The following is a 19,264-nucleotide window of genomic DNA, read 5'->3' as shown; positions in this document are numbered from 1 at the left end:
ACGCTGTCTTTGTATTATAATAATGGATTAGATATGAAACAAATTACTCTAAAAACCTTACTCGCTTCTTCTATTTTACTTGCAGTTGGTTGTGCGAGCACGAGCACACCGACTGTTGATTTCCCAAATAACAAAGAAACTGGTGAAGCGCTTCTGACGCCAGTTGCTGTTGCCGCTAGTAGCCATGATGGTAACGGACCTGATCGTCTCATTGACCAAGACCTAACAACACGTTGGTCATCTGCGGGTGACGGTGAGTGGGCAACACTAGACTATGGTTCAGTACAAGAATTTGATGCGGTTCAAGCATCTTTCAGCAAAGGTAACGAGCGCCAGTCTAAATTTGATATTCAAGTAAGTGTCGATGGCGAAAACTGGACAACCGTACTTGAAAACCAACTGAGCTCAGGTAAAGCGATCGGCCTAGAGCGTTTCCAATTCGAGCCAGCAGTGCAAGCGCGCTACGTAAGATACGTTGGTCACGGTAACACCAAAAATGGTTGGAACAGTGTGACAGGGTTAGCTGCGGTTAACTGTAACATTAACGCTTGTCCCGCTAGCCATATCATTACTTCAGACGTAGTAGCTGCAGAAGCGGCAATGATCGCTGAAATGAAAGCAGTGGAAAAAGCACGTAAAGATGCGCGCAAAGATCTTCGTTCAGGTAACTTTGGTGTAGCAGCGGTTTACCCTTGTGAGACCTCAGTTGAATGTGACACACGCAGTGCACTGCCAGTTCCGACAGGCCTGCCAGCGACACCAGTTGCAGGTAACGCGCCAAGCGAAAACTTTGACATGACGCATTGGTACCTATCTCAACCATTCGACCATGACAAAAACGGTAAGCCTGATGATGTTTCTGAGTGGAACCTTGCAAACGGTTACCAACACCCAGAGATCTTCTACACAGCTGACGATGGTGGTCTAGTCTTCAAGTCTTACGTGAAAGGTGTTCGTACCTCTAAAAATACTAAGTATGCGCGTACAGAGCTTCGCGAAATGATGCGCCGTGGTGACCAGTCTATTAGCACTAAAGGTGTTAACAAGAACAACTGGGTATTCTCAAGCGCACCTGAGTCTGACTTAGAAGCTGCTGCTGGTATTGATGGCGTTTTAGAAGCAACGTTGAAAATCGATCACGCAACAACAACAGGTAATGCGAACGAAGTAGGCCGCTTTATCATTGGTCAGATTCACGATCAAAACGATGAACCAATTCGTTTGTACTACCGTAAACTGCCAAACCAAGCAACGGGTGCGGTTTACTTCGCACACGAAAGCCAAGACGCGACCAAAGAGGACTTTTACCCTCTAGTGGGCGACATGACGGCTGAAGTGGGTGACGATGGTATCGCACTTGGCGAAGTGTTCAGCTACCGTATTGACGTTAAAGGCAACACGATGACTGTAACGTTAATGCGTGAAGGCAAAGACGACGTTGTACAAGTGGTTGATATGAGCAACAGCGGTTACGACGTAGGCGGCAAGTACATGTACTTCAAAGCAGGTGTTTACAACCAAAACATCAGCGGCGACCTAGACGATTACTCACAAGCGACTTTCTACCAGCTAGACGTATCGCACGATCAATACCAAAAGTAATCTGATCGAATAACACTTAATATTTAAGTTATCGCAATAGCCTCCAGCCTCAGGGTTTGGAGGCTTTTTTGTGCCTGCTGTTTAGGTAGAGGAAATATTAGGCCGTTAAATAGATCAAGTAGAGGGCTAGTGGTTGGCCTTGGTGCTCAGTTCTAAATTTGCCTCCCTATCCTTTGCTCAATCTTCAATACAGCTTCCCATTCGCCTCACGTGCCTATCTTAGTAAATAGCGGTTACATGCAATGATACTGGGAACGATAAGCTTAGGTCGCTCGTACGAGCTTGTATTTACACATGAAGTATTCTCAACCACTCATGGCTAGGTGTTTAAGGTTGGTTTTTAGAACGTGATTAATCCTAACCCTATGTAAACAGGTTAGTTTTCTTGGTTTCGATGTAGGGAGGAGTTTGCAGTTGCAACAGGATTATACAGAGCCATTTCTAGCCTTGGTTAAAAGTGACATGTACCAAAGCAACATAAATACTTGATGACATTGAGAAGTCAACGCGGCGATTGATGAGCTTTCGAGGTTTGAATTTGTCATGAATTGGCAAGTCTCTTAAAGGAGAGTGTCAGTGGGCTATTTGCGAGTTAGTTTTGCCAAATGAATGATTTAGTGAAGTTGAATGGAAATAAAAATGCCGTCACTAAGACGGCATTTTTGACAGAGTTTTAAGTTAACTAAACTGACTACTCAGCATTCAGAGGATCTTCAGCAACAACTGCAGAGAATGTACTTGAGTTGTATGGCGATGCACTTAAATCTGCGCCAATACTGTAGTTCTCGTAGTCATCAGAAAAAATTTCAGTCGTGCCTGCTGTATCGGAATAAACCTTGTAGTCGTCGACGTATAAAGTCGTATCCGCTGTTCCACTGTTTGATGAGAACTTAATGGTTGTCGCAGTGACTTCCACACCTGGATTAGTGTTTTGTGATGTATAAGGACCATACTCTGTACCATTGACTTTCACGGTGTAAGTACCAGCAGCGCTCAAGCTTGATGTGTCCCAAGACATCTCTAGGTCAATCCATGTACCTGGAGTGAATGTCGTGACTTGAGTGCTTTCACCACGGAGTGTGACCTTCCCTTCATCAATTTTGAATTCTCCGATTAATGAACTGGTAGAGTTAGCTGAATCAAATAAAGAAACATATGCAGACTCAGTTTCAGCAGCATCATAGTACATCGAAACTTTATGTGTACCCGTCGTCATGCCTGAATCAAACTTGTAACGTAATTCGCCAGTATCGCTAGTATCCGTATCAGTAATAGCCGCCACCTGGTTGTCCGTTGGATCTGGGTCAGGCTCAGTATTGCCGCCATCAACAACAACTGTCGCTTCCGCAGTATTGTTGTTGTACGGATTACCTGATAGCGCTTGGCCATTCGGGTAATTGTTAAAGTTATCTTCAAACACTAGCTCATCAGAAGCTGTGTCATTCGAATAAACTTTAAAGTTGTCAGCGTTTAACTCGTAGTGTGTTGTGTTAGAAGTATCACCAAGCTTCAATGACACGATAGTAACGGCAGCTTTGTCGAAAGCCTCAAAACCGTTGCCGCTATTGTCGTATACAGTGTCATTGACTTTGAATGTGTAGTAACCGCTCGCCCAACTGATTTCAACCGCGAGATCTTCACCTAAAGTGTAAGTGCCTACAGGCTCATCAGGAATTTGAGGTTTACCGCTACTATCGGTAACCGTGGAACGGTAGAAAATTTCTCCAGCATTAAAAATAACTTCGCCGTGTAAATTAGTGTTAGAAGTACCAGAAGCGTAGAGACTAATATAAGCGTTGTTACCTGAACCATTCGCTTCTTGCTCGGTGTCTTCATCTACTTGGTAGATTAAGTCAACGGTTACCTTTCCTGATGCGATACTGTCTACTGTTGCCCCTGTGCTGCTGTCAGACAATTTCAAACGTAGTTCACCCACATCATTCTTTACACCGCCATTGTTGGTGTCCAAGATTTGAACGTAGCCATTGATACCATTTGCTTTATTGGCTTCACTGATAGCTTCTTGTACGGCGTCAGTCGCAGTTTGGTCTGAACCAGAGTAGTCTATGCCAGTGGTGTTATCTGAAATATTCAGAGCACCAGCGTCATCGAAAGAAAAAACACCATCTAGAATTTCGATCGTTGATGTGCCTGTTTCATAATATGTGAAAGAGACCGTACCGGCTTCTTCATCATAATTATTAGTAGAAGCACTTGCATCTTTAATCGTGTAAGTACCTAAGTCATCATCATCGTCATAGTATTTATGATTGCCATCTTCTTGGAAAACATAAACATTTGGTAGATCAGCATTTGATGACGCGGATATTGAAGCGGAGTTACCATCACTGATTTGCCAGTAACCCGTAGTTAATGCTGAAGGTTGGTTACCTGGATCAGTAGAACCATCGGTCGGGATAGGTAAACCATCACTGTTACAACCGAATAATAAACCTGTCGAAAGAGCAACAGCTGTAGCGACTTTAGAAATCTGCATAAAATATTCTCTTTATGATATTAAATCCATATGTAAATCACATAAGAAGTAGATAATGAATAGTCGTTAAATATTTATTAGGATGAAACTAACGTTAATTAGAACATCCTATTATTTAAATAAAGTGCTTAAAATATGCCCCAAAAATTTACAAGAGGAGAGGGTATTTTATAAATTGACTATTTCTAATTAGAATGAGTAAGCAACACCAACACGGTATTTTGCTTCGCGATCTTTAGAAGATGAGCTGATATCAGAAGACCAAATCTCAGCAAAAGGTTTCCAAGAACCGAACTTGTAGTTTACTTTTAAGCCAGCATCCCATTCCCAGTCATCACTATTATAAAGAAGTACGTTATCCAAAGATTTTACATAGTTTGCTTCGTAAGAAAGGCCAAGCTTAGGTAGAGATTCAATTTTGTAAGAACCCGTCAGTGTAACTTTAGACTTTTGAGCTGATTCTAAACGCTCGCCAGTTTCAGAATCTTTGTCACCAAATTGTGTGTGGTTGCGGAAATCAGCATATTCATGACGGTAACGAATTGCGGTCGTTAAACCCATGTCTGCTTTATAGCCAACGCGGAACTGAGGTTTGTAAGTGACTTTTTTCATCTTCCAGTCACCGCCGTTGTAGTTCGGCTCATCCCAGTCCCAAGCGATCGGCATACCAACTTGTAGATACCAGTTGTTATCGACTTTGTAAGTTGCTGTATTTTCTACTTCCATACCGTAAATATACCAATTGCCGTCATAGAAGCTTCTACTGTTTGCTGATTTAACTTCGCCAGAATCTGCGTCGTAGTAAGAATCGTCAGTATGGAATTTAACTTCAAGACCCGTTGAGTGCTTCCACTTATCTGACAGTTTAAAGCTTTCACCTAACTTCACTCGGTGTTGATGGCGAGCGTCTACGTGAGCCGTGTCGCCATTTGTTTTTGTATAATCCGTCGCAGCACGATACTCGTAACGATAATCAAGAGATGCACCAGTAGCTGTGCCCGCTAAAAGAGTACATGCAACAGCTGCAGAAATTTTTGTAACAGAATTCATACCTTTGTCTCACTATTATTTTTTTATTCTGGATACATCCAATGTACCCGTGGCTCACAAACCAATACCTTACATGGTATTAAATTAATGTATGACAAATATGGTATTTATTATTGAGTCAGATTTCTGTGAGATCTATCAAAAAGTTCTGACTAATGGCCCAAATATATAGCTAAATGTTATGAATATCTCAATTTAGGGCTTGTGTATTAAATCAATCATGACGTACTTCTCATATTCACAAACCTTAGAAACTCACTTTTTTGCATGTGTTAAAATAATACAAATATTAAGTGTTTCTATATGTTAATAATGATGATTTTAACCATCGTGGCTTAAACATAGGGAGCATGTTGAGAGGCATAAATATAAACCATAGCCAGATGTTTAATAAAAGTTACAAAATGGCTAAATGTAAATTCTATTTATCGGTTGGCTTATTTAAGTCGAAGAGAAAATATTTAGTACTAATTCGTGTTCAAAAGTGGTTTCTGTACTGAGTGTGTACTCGGTATCTGTTAACAATAAAGGATGAGTCATGTTTAAGAAAAACATATTAGCAGTGGCGCTATTAGCGACTGTACCAATGGTTACTTTCGCAAATAACGGTGTTTCTTACCCCGTACCTGCCGATAAATTCGATATGCATAATTGGAAAATAACCATACCTTCAGATATTAATGAAGATGGTCGTGTTGATGAAATAGAAGGGGTAGCCATGATGAGCTACTCACATAGTGATTTCTTCCATCTTGATAAAGACGGCAACCTTGTATTTGAAGTGCAGAACCAAGCGATTACGACGAAAAACTCGAAGAATGCGCGTTCTGAATTACGACAAATGCCAAGAGGCGCAGATTTCTCTATCGATACGGCTGATAAAGGAAACCAGTGGGCACTGTCGAGTCACCCAGCGGCTAGTGAATACAGTGCTGTTGGCGGAACATTAGAAGCGACATTAAAAGTTAATCACGTCTCAGTTAACGCTAAGTTCCCAGAAAAGTACCCAGCTCACTCGGTGGTTGTTGGTCAGATTCACGCTAAAAAACATAATGAGCTAATCAAAGCTGGAACCGGTTATGGGCATGGTAATGAACCACTAAAGATCTTCTATAAGAAGTTTCCTGACCAAGAAATGGGTTCAGTATTCTGGAACTATGAACGTAACCTAGAGAAAAAAGATCCTAACCGTGCCGATATCGCTTATCCAGTGTGGGGTAACACGTGGGAAAACCCTGCAGAGCCGGGTGAAGCGGGTATTGCTCTTGGTGAAGAGTTTAGTTACAAAGTGGAAGTGAAAGGCACCATGATGTACCTAACGTTTGAAACCGAGCGTCACGATACCGTTAAGTATGAAATCGACCTGAGTAAGGGCATCGATGAACTTGATTCACCAACGGGTTATGCTGAAGATGATTTTTACTACAAAGCGGGCGCATACGGCCAATGTAGCGTGAGCGATTCTCACCCTGTATGGGGACCTGGTTGTGGCGGTACTGGCGATTTCGCTATCGATAAAAAGAATGGCGATTACAACAGTGTGACTTTCTCAGCGCTTAAGTTGAACGGTAAATAGCACATAGCATAACCAATAGGCTAGCTAGACGCAGTCCTTAAGGAATATTTTTGAAGACCACTTAACCGAATGTTGAGTGGTCTTTTTGTTTTATATGAGTTTTAAGATGAACTTGGTATTAATGTGACCTTGGTATCAATGAGGGTGTACGTGAAGCCTACCAATGAAAGGTACAGCTAAAACAATACAACCTTGTCAAAAGACAAGGTTGCATTCAGAAAGCGTAGGAAGATTTTAGGACGACAACTCGATACGGAGTTTAGTCATACATCAACTCTTTGGCTTTGTCGGCATCAAACTCTTTAAGAGACTTTCGAGCCAAGTGACGGAATGGGAAAGCTTTCACGACTTCTTCGAATGGTTGGATGGCAAATGCCCAAAAGATAGAACCGTCTAATCCAAAGATGATCAATGCACACAATGGAATTGAAATTACCCATTGACCAGTAAAGTTGATTTTGAAGACTGCGGTCGTTTTTCCTAGGGCTCTTAATACATTCCCATGAACCGTGTTGTAGCCACGGACAATCGGCAAGAAGATGTAGAGTGGGGCGATAACGGCCAATGCTTGATAGGTAGACTCATCCAAGTTCGGGTAAATGTCACCAATGACCAGACTTAATCCTGCGAACAAGATTGCACACACAAAAGAAATGACGACCGCAATATCAATACTGGTATCGACGTTTTTGACTAGGTCATCCATCTTTTTAGAGCCAATCGCTTGGCTGATAGTAATTGCGGAAGAGTGAGCCCAAGCGGTAATAAATTGAGAGACAGCCCTGATCCAAGGCATCACCAAAGTAATCGCTACGTAAGCGTTGATGTTAAGTTGCGAATACAACAATTGATATATCGTTGCGCCAATCAAAAGCATGGTCACGTTCGCTGCTACAGGGAATATTTCGATAAAGTGACGGCGAACGTTGGTAAAGAATTCAGAGCGCTGAGCGTCTAATTTGAGTGAAATCGCTGAGCTTAAATGCACGCACAAAACCAAATACAGCAAGCGGATCGTTATTGCAATAATGCTGCCTAATGCAGCGCCTTGTACTCCAATCCCTTCAAAATTAGAAAAACCATGAATCAGCACATATGAGAGTACAGCATTGATAGGCAGTTCAATTAAGTAACCTTTGAATGGGACTTTAGTTCTGCCTAGCGCATTAAATAAAGCAATGATCACCTGCGTTAACGCGGTAAAAATAACGATGTATTTCGAGATGTCTAGATAGCGGCTGATTTCTAAGTGAAGGGAAGCGTCATCTGTTAAAGCTTGAATCAAGGGTTGTTCGAAAAAAGTAAGTAGAAGCCAAAATAGTGTTGCTACGCCAAGGTTGATAAATAACCCTGCCCAAAATGCTTTAGATAATGATGCGGCGATGCCAGAGCCCACTGCGCGGCTTAATACTAACTGAGTACCGTTTGCCAGCGCCATTTGAATTCCCAGTACAAAGGCAACGATAGTCGTCGCAATCCCCATTGCAGCTAAAGGGATTTCACCAAGAGGAGAGACAAGCAGTGTGTCGATCATCAACATCGACTGCATCAAGATACCGTTTAAGGCGAGGGGCCAGGCGAGAGAGAAATTTTTCCTTACGTACGATTGTGAAGACACAAACAACACCTTATGTGTATAACCGTAAGCTTTCTCTGAGGTGGCGGAGTAGAGCGTTTAAAGAAGAAAACACTACGGTAGTTGATGGTTAAAAAATGGGTGCTAAAACAAGACTGACTTGTGTCTTTGAAAAACAAGTCAGTTTGGTTAATCTCGGTTATGCGATGGCTAATTCAACCCTAGAGAGCTTTTGGTTCTCATCGTCTAGCAGGACTTGAGAAGCAATTCGAGCTTGCTTGGCATCGCCAGACATTATTGCGTCGTAAATCGCTTTGTGTTCTTCTAAACAGAAGCGACCGCCTTCAGCGGAGTGGTCGATAAACTGCTTGAAGATAGTCGACAGAATGTTCGCGAATGGAATGTAAAATTGATTACCTGTCGATAAGAAAATCGTTTGGTGAAACAGGTGATCGTTGGTCGTCCACTCTTCATAATCGAAGCTATTTGCTGCGATGGTCATTTTCTGGAAAAGAATCGAAAGCTCTTTGCGTTGCTCTACAGTTGCATTGGTTGCAGCGAGCGCACACGCTTCCGGGTCAATCGCTTTTCTTAAGCCTAAAAATTGAGACAAGAAGGGTTTAGTATCTTCTAAATCTTGGATCCAGTACAGCAATTGCGGGTCCAAGAAGTGCCACTGTGTTCTCGGTTTGATACGAGTGCCCACTTTTGGCTTCGACTCGATTAAACCTTTTGCCGAAAGTAGCTTAGTTGATTCTCGAAGGGCAGTTCTGCTCACTCCAAAGATTTCGCACAGCTCCATTTCGCTGGGTAACTTTTGATTTTCTTCTAACTCGCCTGACAAGATCTTGCGAGCAATTTGTCTCGCCACTTGAACATGAATTCGGCGGCTTGAATCTTCCACCAATGTAAATATTGACATTTAAACCACCTGAAATTGAAACTTTGAAAACACTAAAAGCCAGACGAATCTGGTGTTTAGTGTCAGTGTATACGTCGAATTTAGTGTGAGGTTTTCCCTCATCTACTCGGGTCTGTTAACCTTATATAGTGTGGCGAACTTAAATCGCTGAGTGAGCTTATATAAACCAGCTAACTAGGGCGTTATTTGTCCGCCGTTAACATCTAGGATTTGACCTGTGATGTAACCGCTGCAAGCATGTGAGGCAAAGAAAGCAAAAGTAGGTGCTACTTCTTCAATACTGCCAAAGCGACCCATAGGGATATTGCTAGCAATGGTCGACTTTAGCTCATCGCTTTTGCCGTCATGAAATGCGGTATCGATAGTGCCTGGTGAAACTATGTTGAAACGGATATTGTCTTTAGCAAATTCTTTTACCCAGTTCCGATGGATATCGTGTAACCAAGCTTTCGATGCGGCATATACACCAGCACCCACACCACCACCTTCACGAGCGGCAATCGAACCCGTGCTAATAACACACGATGTTTGGCCAGACTCTGCGGCAGACGCACGTAAGTGAGGAATAGAGAATTTGGTTGTCATTAACGCAGAACGAACATTTAGGTTCATTACTCGTTCATAAAATTCGTCATCGATATTTTCTAGGTTGGCACGACCGCCAAGGCCACCGGCGTTATTGATCAACACATCCATCCCACCGAAGTGTTCGGTGAACTCGTTAACTAATTTTTCGCAATCCGATGTTTCCATCAAGTTCGCAGGGAAAAATGCAACATCGCCACCAAGCTCCTTGAGTTCGGCAAGAACGTCATCAACTTTTGGGCTAGAAGCACGACTATTGATACCAATTTTTGCACCATACTTTGCGAAAATACGTGCTGTAGCTAAGCCCATACCTGCAGTAGAGCCAGTAATTAGAATGCGTTTGCCTTTTAAATCGTTAAACATCACAGTCGCCTATATTGTAGATCATTCGCGTTAATAAATAATACAATAACACTTGCAGTATTCAAGGATAGTCATCTCAAAACTGATCATCAACGACATAAATAGTGAGAGTAAGAGTCGTTTTGTGAGTTTGCGCATACAAAAAACGGTGTAAATAAGAACCATTTGTATGAATAAATGTTTTTAATTAGTTTGATGAACTAAATACTTATAATATTCATAAAATCTTCGCTAGCCTATATCATTCGTGACCTCACGTTATTCTTATACTTAGTTGGTGCAGATATAAATCAGTGCTATAGTCCGAGTTAAATAATACATATCTAATAAGTAAGTAGACACATGGCTGGCTCTTTCAATTCGATTTCAGGCTCTAAGCGAAGCCTTCATGTGCAAGTTGCACGTGAAATCGCACGTGGTATTTTGTCGGGCAATTTGCCTCAAGGCTCTATCATTCCTGGTGAAATGGCTCTGTGTGAGCAATTTGGAATTAGTAGGACTGCATTAAGAGAAGCGGTTAAGCTTCTTACTTCAAAAGGCCTACTAGAATCTCGACCAAAGATCGGTACTCGCGTTGTTGACCGTGCGTTCTGGAACTTTTTAGACCCGCAATTGATCGAATGGATGGATGGTTTGGCAGATACAGACCAATTCTGTCATCAGTTTTTGGGCTTACGTCGCGCGATTGAACCAGAAGCATGTGCATTGGCTGCTCAGTTCGCGAGCGCTGAACAACGCATTGAACTGTCGGGCATTTTCCAACAGATGGTAGAAATATCAGGTGCTGAAGAGTTTAACCAAGACAGTTGGCTAGATATTGATATGAAATTCCATAGCCTCATCTTCAATGCAACAGGTAATGACTTTTACCTTCCATTTGGCAATATCTTAACGACAATGTTTGTTAACTTTATTTCTCATTCTTCAGAAGAGGGAAGTACGTGTATTAATGAACACCGTCAAATTTATGAAGCAATCATGGCGGGTAACAGTGATAAAGCACGCCAAGCTTCTGCAAGTCATCTATTAGATACTAACCACAGATTGCCAGTAGCAAGCTAGCTTAGTGTTTTGGGTGAGGTTTCAACTCTAAGGTCTTAGCCGTTTCTATCGAGCGTTGCTCTGGATACCTAGTGGAGTCAACCTAAAATTGCTGTTACTACAGACAGTTATCTATTGAAAGCACGTTTAATACGTGCTTTTTTTACATCCAAAATTGATGAAAACTTGACCGATGTCCAATATTTAGTCTTATGTGCGTTGTTTTGCTAAAACCGCTAGTAACCAGTATTGTTAGTTATATAATAATACTAATCAAATTAATGCGAGTGTGATTATATGCCTCAGTCTCTATTGCCAAATATTCTTCAGTTCATCGGTCAGATAGACCCTTTCGATAAGATCCCTAAAGAAGCGCTTCGTGACCTCGCTTTTAATGTTCAGATTACCTATCTAGCCAAAGGGGATGTCGTCGATCTATGCGAGTCAGGAAAAGAAAAGTCGCTCTATATCATTCGAACAGGATCTATGGAGCAAAGAAAATCGGACGGTGTGCTTCGTGCACGGTTAGGCAGTGAAGATCTGTTCGGCTTCACGTTCTTAGATTCTGAAGTTAATGATGATAAAGGCTATAGAGCTGTCGCAATTGAAAACACCTTACTTTATGTTATTCCACACTCGGCGCTTCAAACACTTTTCAAAGCTTTTCCAAGTTGTGCTGAGCATTTTGCTTCACAGGCCCAAGTTCGTTTGAAATCGGCACTGGATGTGGTTTGGTCAAACAAAGAGAAAGGCTTGTTCATTCGTAAGGTTGAAGAAGTCGCAAGCGGACAGGTGGCAATTGTTAAGTCTGAGCAAACCATCCAGTCGGTTGCGGTTGAAATGCTTCATCAACGCTCACCGTGTGCCGTGATCTATGAAGGTGAAACCATTGTTGGTTTGATCACCGACCGAGACATGACTAAGCGAGTGATTGCCCACGGCGTGAGTACTGATAGCCTGATCTCAGAGGTAATGACGCACTCTCCACTTACTGTAAAACCGGATGATCTGGTGCTGCATGCGGCCTCTATCATGATGCAATTTAATATCCGTAACTTGCCCGTTGTGAAAGAGAATAAGGTCGTTGGTCTTCTTACTACGTCTCATTTGGTTCAAAACCACCGTGTTCAAGCGATATTCTTGATCGAGAAAATCAAATACGCGGGCAGCGTGAAAACCATGTCTTCGTTCACCTCAGAGCGACAAGCTATTTTTGAAGCGCTGGTGGAAGGTAAAGTGGCGCCTGAAACCGTCGGCAAGGTAATGACCATGATTATGGACGCCTACACCCGTCGATTGATTCAAATAGCGATTGATAAGTTAGGCCCACCACCGTGTGATTTCTCTTGGATCGTAGCCGGATCGCACGCACGTAATGAAGTGCACATGTTGTCGGACCAAGACAGCGCGATTGTTCTTGCTGACGATGCAACCGACAGTGACCGTATTTACTTCAAACACTTATCGATGATGGTGACCAACGGCTTAGCAAGCTGTCACTACCCATTATGTCCAGGTAAATTCATGGCTGCGACGCCAAAATGGTGTCAGCCACTCAGTGTATGGAAGCACTACTACAAGAAGTGGGTGGCTAACCCAGAGTACGAACGCTTGCTTAATATCAGTGTGTTCCTAGAAATTCGTACTATCTACGGCAACAGTGAGTTCGAAGGTATTCTGCGCGATGAGCTGCATAGCAATATTCGCGGTAACCGCGAGTTTTTAAGCACGCTAGTGAAAGACGCGGTCAATACCAACCCGCCACTTGGCATCTTCAATAGCTTAGTGCTAGAGAAGTCAGGTGAGAATAAGAAAACGTTGAACGTGAAGAAGTACGCGATCAACTTGATTATCGACTTAGCGCGTATTTATGGCCTTGCTGTGGAGTGCGATTTGTCGGCGACTGACGAACGTTTCGCTGCTGCCAATGAAAAAGGCATGCTGAGCGACGATGCATTCAAGAACATTCTGGGTGCTTACCAGTTCATTCTCTCTTTCCGTTTTGGCCATCAACTTGAAGCGCTGAAGAACGGGGATGTGCCTGACAACAACATCAACCCAGATAGCTTTGGTAGCTTTGAGCGTAAACACTTGAAAGATGCCTTTAGGATCATTGCTGACCTTCAAGAAGCGGCGAAAATTCGTTTCGGAGCACGTTAATGAAGCTATGTTCAACTAATAAATGTTTAAAACGAATGCTAAACTATTTTCACCCGCTTGAACGAATTAAACGCAAGCGTAAGCAATATTTGGGTACGGTTAAGCTGCCAGAAGCGTTACATGATCTGGTAGAACAGCCTTGTCCTGAAATGACGGATTTGGCCAAAGACAGCGACTATATCGTGTTGGATCTCGAAACCACAGGCTTAGACAGCGAACAAGATCTTATCTTGTCTATGGGATGGGTCGATGTGGTGAAAGGACGAATCGATTTGGCTTCTGCCAAGCATATCTACCTGAACAATGATTCTCAGATTAACGCTGAAACTGCGGTGATTAACCACATCACACCACAGATGCTGGAAGAGGGCGCATCTATTCATGATGCGATGCTCGCTTTCTTCGAAGCAGCGAAAGGCAAGATTATCGTCGCGCACGCGTGTGTAGTCGAAGAGAAGTTCATTAGCCAATACCTTCTTCGCTGCTACGGTTTAAGAGCGATTCCTCTGCTTTGGCTTGATACCTTGTGTATTGAGAAAAGCATGGAGAAAGCGATCAGCAATCATGAAGAAGTCGATTTAACCTTGGCAGGGACTCGCGAAAGGTACGGGCTTCCTGAGTACAACAGCCACAATGCATTAGCCGATGCCGTTTCGACAGCGGAATTGTTTTTGGCTCAGCAGAAGCGAGTTGTGCCTAACGATAATGTGACCGTTGCCTTTCTCTATCGGATTAGTCACTAGGAAAAAGAGCTGCAAGTGCGCGGCTCTTATTTTACTGATTTTAAAGGAAAAAAAGCCAGCGATTAAGCTGGCTTTTGTTTAGGTCTTAGAAAATTAGGACAGTAATTATCTTAGATTATTCATGTAGCTATCGATTAGAAGCTGTAAGTAATACCTACACGGCTACGTAGTTGACGGCTTGAGTCACACACCGTATCACTTGTACATTGAACGTTGCCAAATTCTACGTATGGGCGCCAGCTCCAATCTGCTTCTTTGTAGCCGATCTTCATGTTGTAGTCCCACTCGTACTCGCCGTTGTTACCCATTTTCCATTCGTCATTAAAGAAATCTTCTTTGTAGTTTGCTTCAAAGCCAAACTGCCAAGCGTTCCAGTTGTAATCGATATTACCCGTAATTTTACCGGCATTTAATGAGTCGTGTTGCTTACCATCAAGGCCTGTTGAAGTTTTACCTGATGCATAATTGCGGAACTCATGGCGGTAACGAAGTTTCGTTGTTACACCTGAATCAAATTTGTATTGAACACGTACTTGCGGTTTGTAAGTTACCGCTTCATCACCGAAAGTAATCGGCATTGAAGTTGTTACACGCCAGTTGTTATCGAATTTGAAGTGGTAGCCGTATTCAAATTCGTTATCACCACGTTGAAGTTCGCTTAGGTTACCCTTGTGCTTCATTTCTACGCCGTAGTAATGATTACCTGTGCTACCACCAATTTTCACTCGACCAGCCCATTCTTCCGAATCGTGCTTGTACTCTTCACGAAAATCTAGTGATGCCGCAGACACGCTGCCTGCAAAAAGAGTTGCTAATACTGCAAGCGTTACTTTATTCGTTTTTATCATTTTATTGTTTCCACTGTATCTAAATAAAAAATGGTTAATAAAGGACCAACGTTGAGCCCTTTGTTGTATTGGGATTAAAGTTTTGGGTAAAGTCGTTCTACGTCGCGCTGAGCCCATATTTCCGCTAAGTTCTTTTTCATTGTGAACTTGCTAAAGTCTGTCTAAGTTGCCAGTTTCACCATTCAGGGTTTTCCCTAGCAACGCCGGCTTTTAGGTAAAGCGGAGTTATACGCTCAATGCGATGACGTTTATTTTCGTGTGTAGGGTTACTCTTTCTTTTGAATTAAAATACTACAAATATGCTAGCGATTAGAATGGTGAGGTTCTGTGAATTAGATCGTGTTGTCATGATAAAACCACTATTTACAAAGGGTTACAAAGTTAGGGTTTGAATTAAGCCTTTGTTTTTTAATGGTTATTTTTCAGGTTATGTTAATTTTCTGAGTTTTGTCTATCAATAAATGTGCGCTACAGCAAAAAATTGAATCTTTAGTTGTCATTTTTATTTGTAATACATTATTATTTACTAACTTTATGTGGCAACTCATATCGTCAGTACGTTAAACAGGTGCACATGCATCTGTATGGTTTTAGGTAGTGATTCTGTCGGTTAGTTTTAAGTGACTACCGACGTGAATGGATGAACTTATGGTTCATAGCTGCATTGGGATGATGGTTTTAAGGCTAAGGCTTTGTTTAAAAGCGAAGATAGTTTAAAAGCGAAGATAGTTTAAAAGCGAAGATAGTCTAAAAGTTAACATACCTAAAAGTACGATGTATTTGCCGTGAGGGGATAAAAAGCCTCAATCAAAAAAGGTTTGAAGTGTAGTAGGCAAGGCAGTTACACAGCCTGCTATAGAGATCGGAGTTAGAACGATTGGATATAGTCGCTCTAAACTGATGAAAAAGAAGAAATCGTTGAAGTGCTTGTAAGAGCATTTTGATTATTGCTCCCAACTATTCTAATTATAACTTCTGCTTTCCTTTAGAAAGGTAGGAGATGGTAGTCGAAGATCTACCCTTGCGCTCATGTTGATACAGGCAACATGAGCGTTTTTTTATTTGAAATTTGAGTAGAGAGTCGTGTGCGGCTCAATAAGCGTGTAAACCGCGGCTTAAGAATAGGCTTTTAGGTTGATGACAACACGCTCAAGTGAGTCTGTTACAGCATCAAAGCCACGAACATTCACGCTTAATCACATGAATGTTCGTTTCCCTTCTCTTCTCTTCTCTTCTCTTCTCTTCTCTTGTCTCTTAGTTGCAGACGTGTAGCTGCAAACTTTAACAGCAGGCGTTTAGTTATATCAAAGAGCTCCGTGAGAGCTGTTCTTGAGGCTTAGCTTTCTGTAGGCATCCACACCTGTTTAGAGGTGACTTTGTGATCTTTAAAGGTCAGTTCTTCAACTTTGTCACCGTTAGTATTCCAGCGAGTAAGTTTTCCGTTCGCGACTTCACCTTCATCAAACTTCGCTTGGCTGGCCTTATTACCGTTCGGGTAGTAGTCCGTTACCAATCCATCTTTTTGTCCGTCGCTGTATTCAGCTGTCAAGCTTTGTTCCCCATTGGGATACCAGCGAGAGGCGGTGCCTGATAGTTCATTGTCTCTATAATTGAGTTCTGCTTTTTTCTGTCCGTTTGGATACCAGGTTTCAGCTTTGCCTTGCAGTTCACCTTTTACGTAATTCACTTTAGAAGCGACTTGGCCATTCGGATACCAGTTAGTTTCTAGCCCAAGTTCTAAGCCATCGGCAAACTGAGCTTGGGTCGCGACTTGGCCGTTATCGAACTTCTCTTCAAATTGACCAGTGAAAGGTTTTGAATGGTTTACTTGGTAAGCCACGCCTTTACGCATCTGTAAGTAGTCAACAGCATCTTCACGCGGTGTTGCTGCATAGCTCATAGAAGATACCGTACTAAGAGCAATTAAGATTGGAACGTATTTCTTCATAATGACACCTTTTTATTGGACGGGGAAAGTGTAACGGGTGTGTTAAAAGCATTTCACTTCCGTGTATCCCTGTCAGTATCTAATAGTGGTTTTCAAGTTTTCATTATTGGCTGCCTAATATAGGGAACTTTTAAAAGCAAATTATCGATCTTATTTGTACTACAAATATATTGGTTTAATTCATTTTTATAAATTATATCTAACGATATTTTTGCTGCTCTTCTTTAAGCTTTGATCGTCAAGAATAATAGTTTTTAACGATGAATCTTCGATTTTTAGAGACTTTGTTCATGTTTTTCGGGGTTTTGGTCGAAATTTAGTGCGGATAACTGCACTGACTTGAGGAATTGCGCTCCTAGGTGGTGCAACTTTGAACTCGATCACTTGTATGATTAATTGGGTGTCAGACTGTAAGATCATTGTCACGCATTTGGATTATTGTAGTACAAATATACTTGCCATTTATTTATAGTGACCTCAACAAAAAAACATAAATAAAAGGTCTAACGATGGAACTCAATACCCTGATAGTTGGCATCTACTTCCTATTCTTAATTGCGATAGGGTGGATGTTTCGAACGTTTACAAGTACGACAAGTGATTACTTCCGTGGGGGAGGTAATATGCTGTGGTGGATGGTAGGTGCAACCGCATTTATGACCCAGTTCAGTGCTTGGACATTTACTGGTGCAGCAGGTAAAGCCTTTACCGATGGCTTTGCCGTAGCGATTATCTTCATCGCGAACGCATTCGGTTACCTAATGAACTACCTTTACTTCGCTCCGAAGTTCCGTCAACTGCGTGTTGTGACGGTAATTGAAGCGATTCGTATGCGTTTTGGTAAGGTGAATGAGCAAGTATTTACTTGGTCTGGTATGCCAAACAGCGTTATCTCTGCAGGTATTTGGTTGAATGGTCTAGCAATCATCGCATCGGGTATCTTCGGCTTTGATATGACAACGACGATTGTCCTAACGGGTCTGGTTGTACTAGTAATGTCAGTAACAGGCGGCTCTTGGGCGGTAATCGCATCTGACTTTATGCAGATGGTTATCATCATGGCGGTAACGGTGACGTGTGCTGTGGTTGCGATTTACCACGGTGGCGGCGTTACGCAGATCGTTAACGACTTCCCAACAGATTCATTCATTACGGGTGATAACCTGAACTACATGAGCATCTTCAGCATCTGGGCTGTGTTCATCTTCTTAAAGCAGTTCAGCATCACCAACAACATGCTTAACTCTTACCGCTACCTTGCTGCGAAAGATTCAAATAACGCACGTAAAGCAGCTCTACTTGCTTGTGTACTAATGACGCTTGGTCCAATCATCTGGTTCATGCCTTCTTGGTTCATGGCAGGTCAAGGTGTTGATTTAGCAGCAGCTTACCCAGAAGCTGGCAGCAAAGCCGCTGACTTCGCTTACCTTTACTTCGTTCAAGAATACATGCCTGCAGGTATGGTTGGCCTTCTGATTGCCGCTATGTTCGCAGCAACAATGTCTTCAATGGACTCAGGTCTAAACCGTAACTCAGGTATCTTCGTTAAGAACTTCTACGAGCCGATTCTTCGTCCTAAAGCGACAGAGAAAGAGCTAATGGTTGTTTCTAAACTAACGTCTACCTTCTTCGGTATCGCGATCATCTTGGTTGCTCTGTTCATCAACTCTCTTAAAGGTCTGAGCCTTTTCGACACCATGATGTACGTGGGCGCATTGATCGGCTTCCCAATGACAATTCCAGCATTCTGTGGCTTCTTCATCCGTAAAACACCGGATTGGGCAGGTTGGGGCACGCTAGTTGTAGGTGGTGTGGTTTCTTACTTCGTTGGTTTCGTTATCACTGCGGACATGATTCAAAACTGGTTCGGTCTAAATGAACTAACTGGCCGTGAGTGGGCTGACCTGAAAGTGGCTATCGGCCTTATCGGTCACATCATATTTACTGCTGGCTTCTTTGTTCTTTCAACACTGTTCTACAAGCCTCTTGCTGAGCACCGTGAGAAAGACGTAGACAAGTTCTTCAACAACCTAGCGACGCCACTAGTTGCTGAAAGTAATGAACAGAAGAAACTGGATAACAAGCAACGTCGTATGTTGGGTTCACTTATCGCGGTAGCGGGTGTGGGCGTAATGACTATGTTCGTACTGCCAAACCCAATGTGGGGACGCATGGTATTCGTTCTGTGTGGCTTGATTGTGTTCTCTGTTGGTCTGTTACTTGTTAAAGCAGTCGATGACAAAGTCGAGCAACAAGACGAAGTGACTCCAGCCGAAGGCTAATTTAATACGCATCCTAAATAACATCACGGCCACCTGAACGGGTGGTCGTCATTTTTATAATCCAAACT

13 protein-coding genes are annotated in these 19,264 nt (G+C 42.4%); 6 read left to right on the top strand and 7 right to left on the bottom strand.

The features are described from left to right. Nucleotides 1-33 precede the first annotated feature (33 nt). The gene (locus tag AB6E51_RS06850) at nucleotides 34-1,602 is read left to right on the top strand and encodes a polysaccharide lyase family 7 protein (RefSeq protein WP_102332120.1); all 1,569 of its coding nucleotides are present in this window, start codon (nucleotides 34-36) and stop codon (nucleotides 1,600-1,602) included. Between the two features lie 691 nt (nucleotides 1,603-2,293). Here AB6E51_RS06850 and AB6E51_RS06845 read toward each other — a convergent pair. After that, a complete protein-coding gene (locus AB6E51_RS06845; RefSeq protein WP_102332121.1) occupies nucleotides 2,294-4,099 on the bottom strand; it encodes a hypothetical protein in 1,806 nt (601 codons plus the stop codon). A gap of 189 nt (nucleotides 4,100-4,288) precedes the next feature. Continuing rightward, on the bottom strand, nucleotides 4,289-5,149 hold the full coding sequence (locus AB6E51_RS06840) for an oligogalacturonate-specific porin KdgM family protein (protein ID WP_102332122.1): 861 nt from the start codon (nucleotides 5,147-5,149) through the stop codon (nucleotides 4,289-4,291). 538 nt (nucleotides 5,150-5,687) lie between these two features. Between AB6E51_RS06840 and AB6E51_RS06835 the strand changes: the two genes are divergently transcribed. Continuing rightward, a complete protein-coding gene (locus AB6E51_RS06835) occupies nucleotides 5,688-6,725 on the top strand; it encodes a polysaccharide lyase family 7 protein (protein ID WP_017063622.1) in 1,038 nt (345 codons plus the stop codon). Between the two features lie 259 nt (nucleotides 6,726-6,984). Here AB6E51_RS06835 and AB6E51_RS06830 read toward each other — a convergent pair whose 3' ends face one another. The 3 genes from AB6E51_RS06830 to AB6E51_RS06820 form a co-directional block, all read right to left on the bottom strand. Continuing rightward, nucleotides 6,985-8,352 (bottom strand): MATE family efflux transporter, encoded by a 1,368-nt coding sequence (locus tag AB6E51_RS06830; RefSeq protein WP_080582237.1) that lies wholly within the window; start codon nucleotides 8,350-8,352, stop codon nucleotides 6,985-6,987. 148 nt (nucleotides 8,353-8,500) lie between these two features. Continuing rightward, nucleotides 8,501-9,223, bottom strand: a complete 723-nt coding sequence (locus AB6E51_RS06825) for a FadR/GntR family transcriptional regulator (protein ID WP_017063624.1) — start codon at nucleotides 9,221-9,223, stop codon at nucleotides 8,501-8,503. 174 nt (nucleotides 9,224-9,397) lie between these two features. After that, nucleotides 9,398-10,174, bottom strand: a complete 777-nt coding sequence (locus AB6E51_RS06820; RefSeq protein WP_372058033.1) for an SDR family NAD(P)-dependent oxidoreductase — start codon at nucleotides 10,172-10,174, stop codon at nucleotides 9,398-9,400. 342 nt (nucleotides 10,175-10,516) lie between these two features. On the opposite strand from AB6E51_RS06820, the gene AB6E51_RS06815 reads away from it, so the two are divergent. The 3 genes from AB6E51_RS06815 to AB6E51_RS06805 all read left to right on the top strand — a co-directional run bounded on the left by AB6E51_RS06815 (nucleotide 10,517) and on the right by AB6E51_RS06805 (nucleotide 14,118). After that, a complete protein-coding gene (locus tag AB6E51_RS06815; RefSeq protein ID WP_010438385.1) occupies nucleotides 10,517-11,236 on the top strand; it encodes a FadR/GntR family transcriptional regulator in 720 nt (239 codons plus the stop codon). A 276-nt stretch (nucleotides 11,237-11,512) separates the two neighbouring features. Next, on the top strand, nucleotides 11,513-13,375 hold the full coding sequence (locus tag AB6E51_RS06810; RefSeq protein WP_372058034.1) for a DUF294 nucleotidyltransferase-like domain-containing protein: 1,863 nt from the start codon (nucleotides 11,513-11,515) through the stop codon (nucleotides 13,373-13,375). Next, nucleotides 13,375-14,118: a 3'-5' exonuclease gene (locus AB6E51_RS06805; RefSeq protein WP_102394492.1), complete on the top strand. Its 744-nt coding sequence runs from the start codon at nucleotides 13,375-13,377 to the stop codon at nucleotides 14,116-14,118. The genes AB6E51_RS06810 and AB6E51_RS06805 overlap by 1 nt, the downstream gene beginning before the upstream one ends. Before the next feature lie 134 nt (nucleotides 14,119-14,252). Here the strand turns inward: AB6E51_RS06805 and AB6E51_RS06800 are convergent, their stop codons facing one another. Both AB6E51_RS06800 and AB6E51_RS06795 read right to left on the bottom strand, forming a co-directional pair. Continuing rightward, nucleotides 14,253-14,966 (bottom strand): oligogalacturonate-specific porin KdgM family protein, encoded by a 714-nt coding sequence (locus tag AB6E51_RS06800; RefSeq protein ID WP_010438391.1) that lies wholly within the window; start codon nucleotides 14,964-14,966, stop codon nucleotides 14,253-14,255. Between the two features lie 1,336 nt (nucleotides 14,967-16,302). Next, nucleotides 16,303-16,914, bottom strand: coding sequence for a toxin-antitoxin system YwqK family antitoxin (locus tag AB6E51_RS06795; RefSeq protein ID WP_102332127.1), 612 nt, complete (start codon nucleotides 16,912-16,914; stop codon nucleotides 16,303-16,305). Between the two features lie 509 nt (nucleotides 16,915-17,423). Between AB6E51_RS06795 and AB6E51_RS06790 the strand changes: the two genes are divergently transcribed. Beyond that, entirely contained in the window at nucleotides 17,424-19,196 is a 1,773-nt protein-coding gene (locus tag AB6E51_RS06790) for a sodium:solute symporter family transporter (RefSeq protein WP_017061461.1), read from the top strand. Nucleotides 19,197-19,264: the final 68 nt, after the last annotated feature.

The sequence above is a fragment of the Vibrio sp. 10N.247.311.47 genome (genome assembly GCF_041467535.1).
Lineage (GTDB): Bacteria > Pseudomonadota > Gammaproteobacteria > Enterobacterales > Vibrionaceae > Vibrio > Vibrio crassostreae_C.
The sequence above is the reverse complement of the archived record's forward strand: the minus strand, read 5'-3'. Positions and strand labels throughout refer to the sequence as shown.

Excerpts from the sequence above, each read along its gene's own strand:
- AB6E51_RS06850 (WP_102332120.1), top strand. The coding sequence starts at position 34 with ATGAAACAAATTACTCTAAAAACCTTACTCGCTTCTTCTATTTTACTT.
- AB6E51_RS06845 (WP_102332121.1), bottom strand. The coding sequence starts at position 4,099 with ATGCAGATTTCTAAAGTCGCTACAGCTGTTGCTCTTTCGACAGGTTTA.
- AB6E51_RS06840 (WP_102332122.1), bottom strand. The coding sequence starts at position 5,149 with ATGAATTCTGTTACAAAAATTTCTGCAGCTGTTGCATGTACTCTTTTA.
- AB6E51_RS06835 (WP_017063622.1), top strand. The coding sequence starts at position 5,688 with ATGTTTAAGAAAAACATATTAGCAGTGGCGCTATTAGCGACTGTACCA.
- AB6E51_RS06825 (WP_017063624.1), bottom strand. The coding sequence starts at position 9,223 with ATGTCAATATTTACATTGGTGGAAGATTCAAGCCGCCGAATTCATGTT.
- AB6E51_RS06820 (WP_372058033.1), bottom strand. The coding sequence starts at position 10,174 with ATGTTTAACGATTTAAAAGGCAAACGCATTCTAATTACTGGCTCTACT.
- AB6E51_RS06815 (WP_010438385.1), top strand. The coding sequence starts at position 10,517 with ATGGCTGGCTCTTTCAATTCGATTTCAGGCTCTAAGCGAAGCCTTCAT.
- AB6E51_RS06810 (WP_372058034.1), top strand. The coding sequence starts at position 11,513 with ATGCCTCAGTCTCTATTGCCAAATATTCTTCAGTTCATCGGTCAGATA.
- AB6E51_RS06805 (WP_102394492.1), top strand. The coding sequence starts at position 13,375 with ATGAAGCTATGTTCAACTAATAAATGTTTAAAACGAATGCTAAACTAT.
- AB6E51_RS06800 (WP_010438391.1), bottom strand. The coding sequence starts at position 14,966 with ATGATAAAAACGAATAAAGTAACGCTTGCAGTATTAGCAACTCTTTTT.
- AB6E51_RS06795 (WP_102332127.1), bottom strand. The coding sequence starts at position 16,914 with ATGAAGAAATACGTTCCAATCTTAATTGCTCTTAGTACGGTATCTTCT.
- AB6E51_RS06790 (WP_017061461.1), top strand. The coding sequence starts at position 17,424 with ATGGAACTCAATACCCTGATAGTTGGCATCTACTTCCTATTCTTAATT.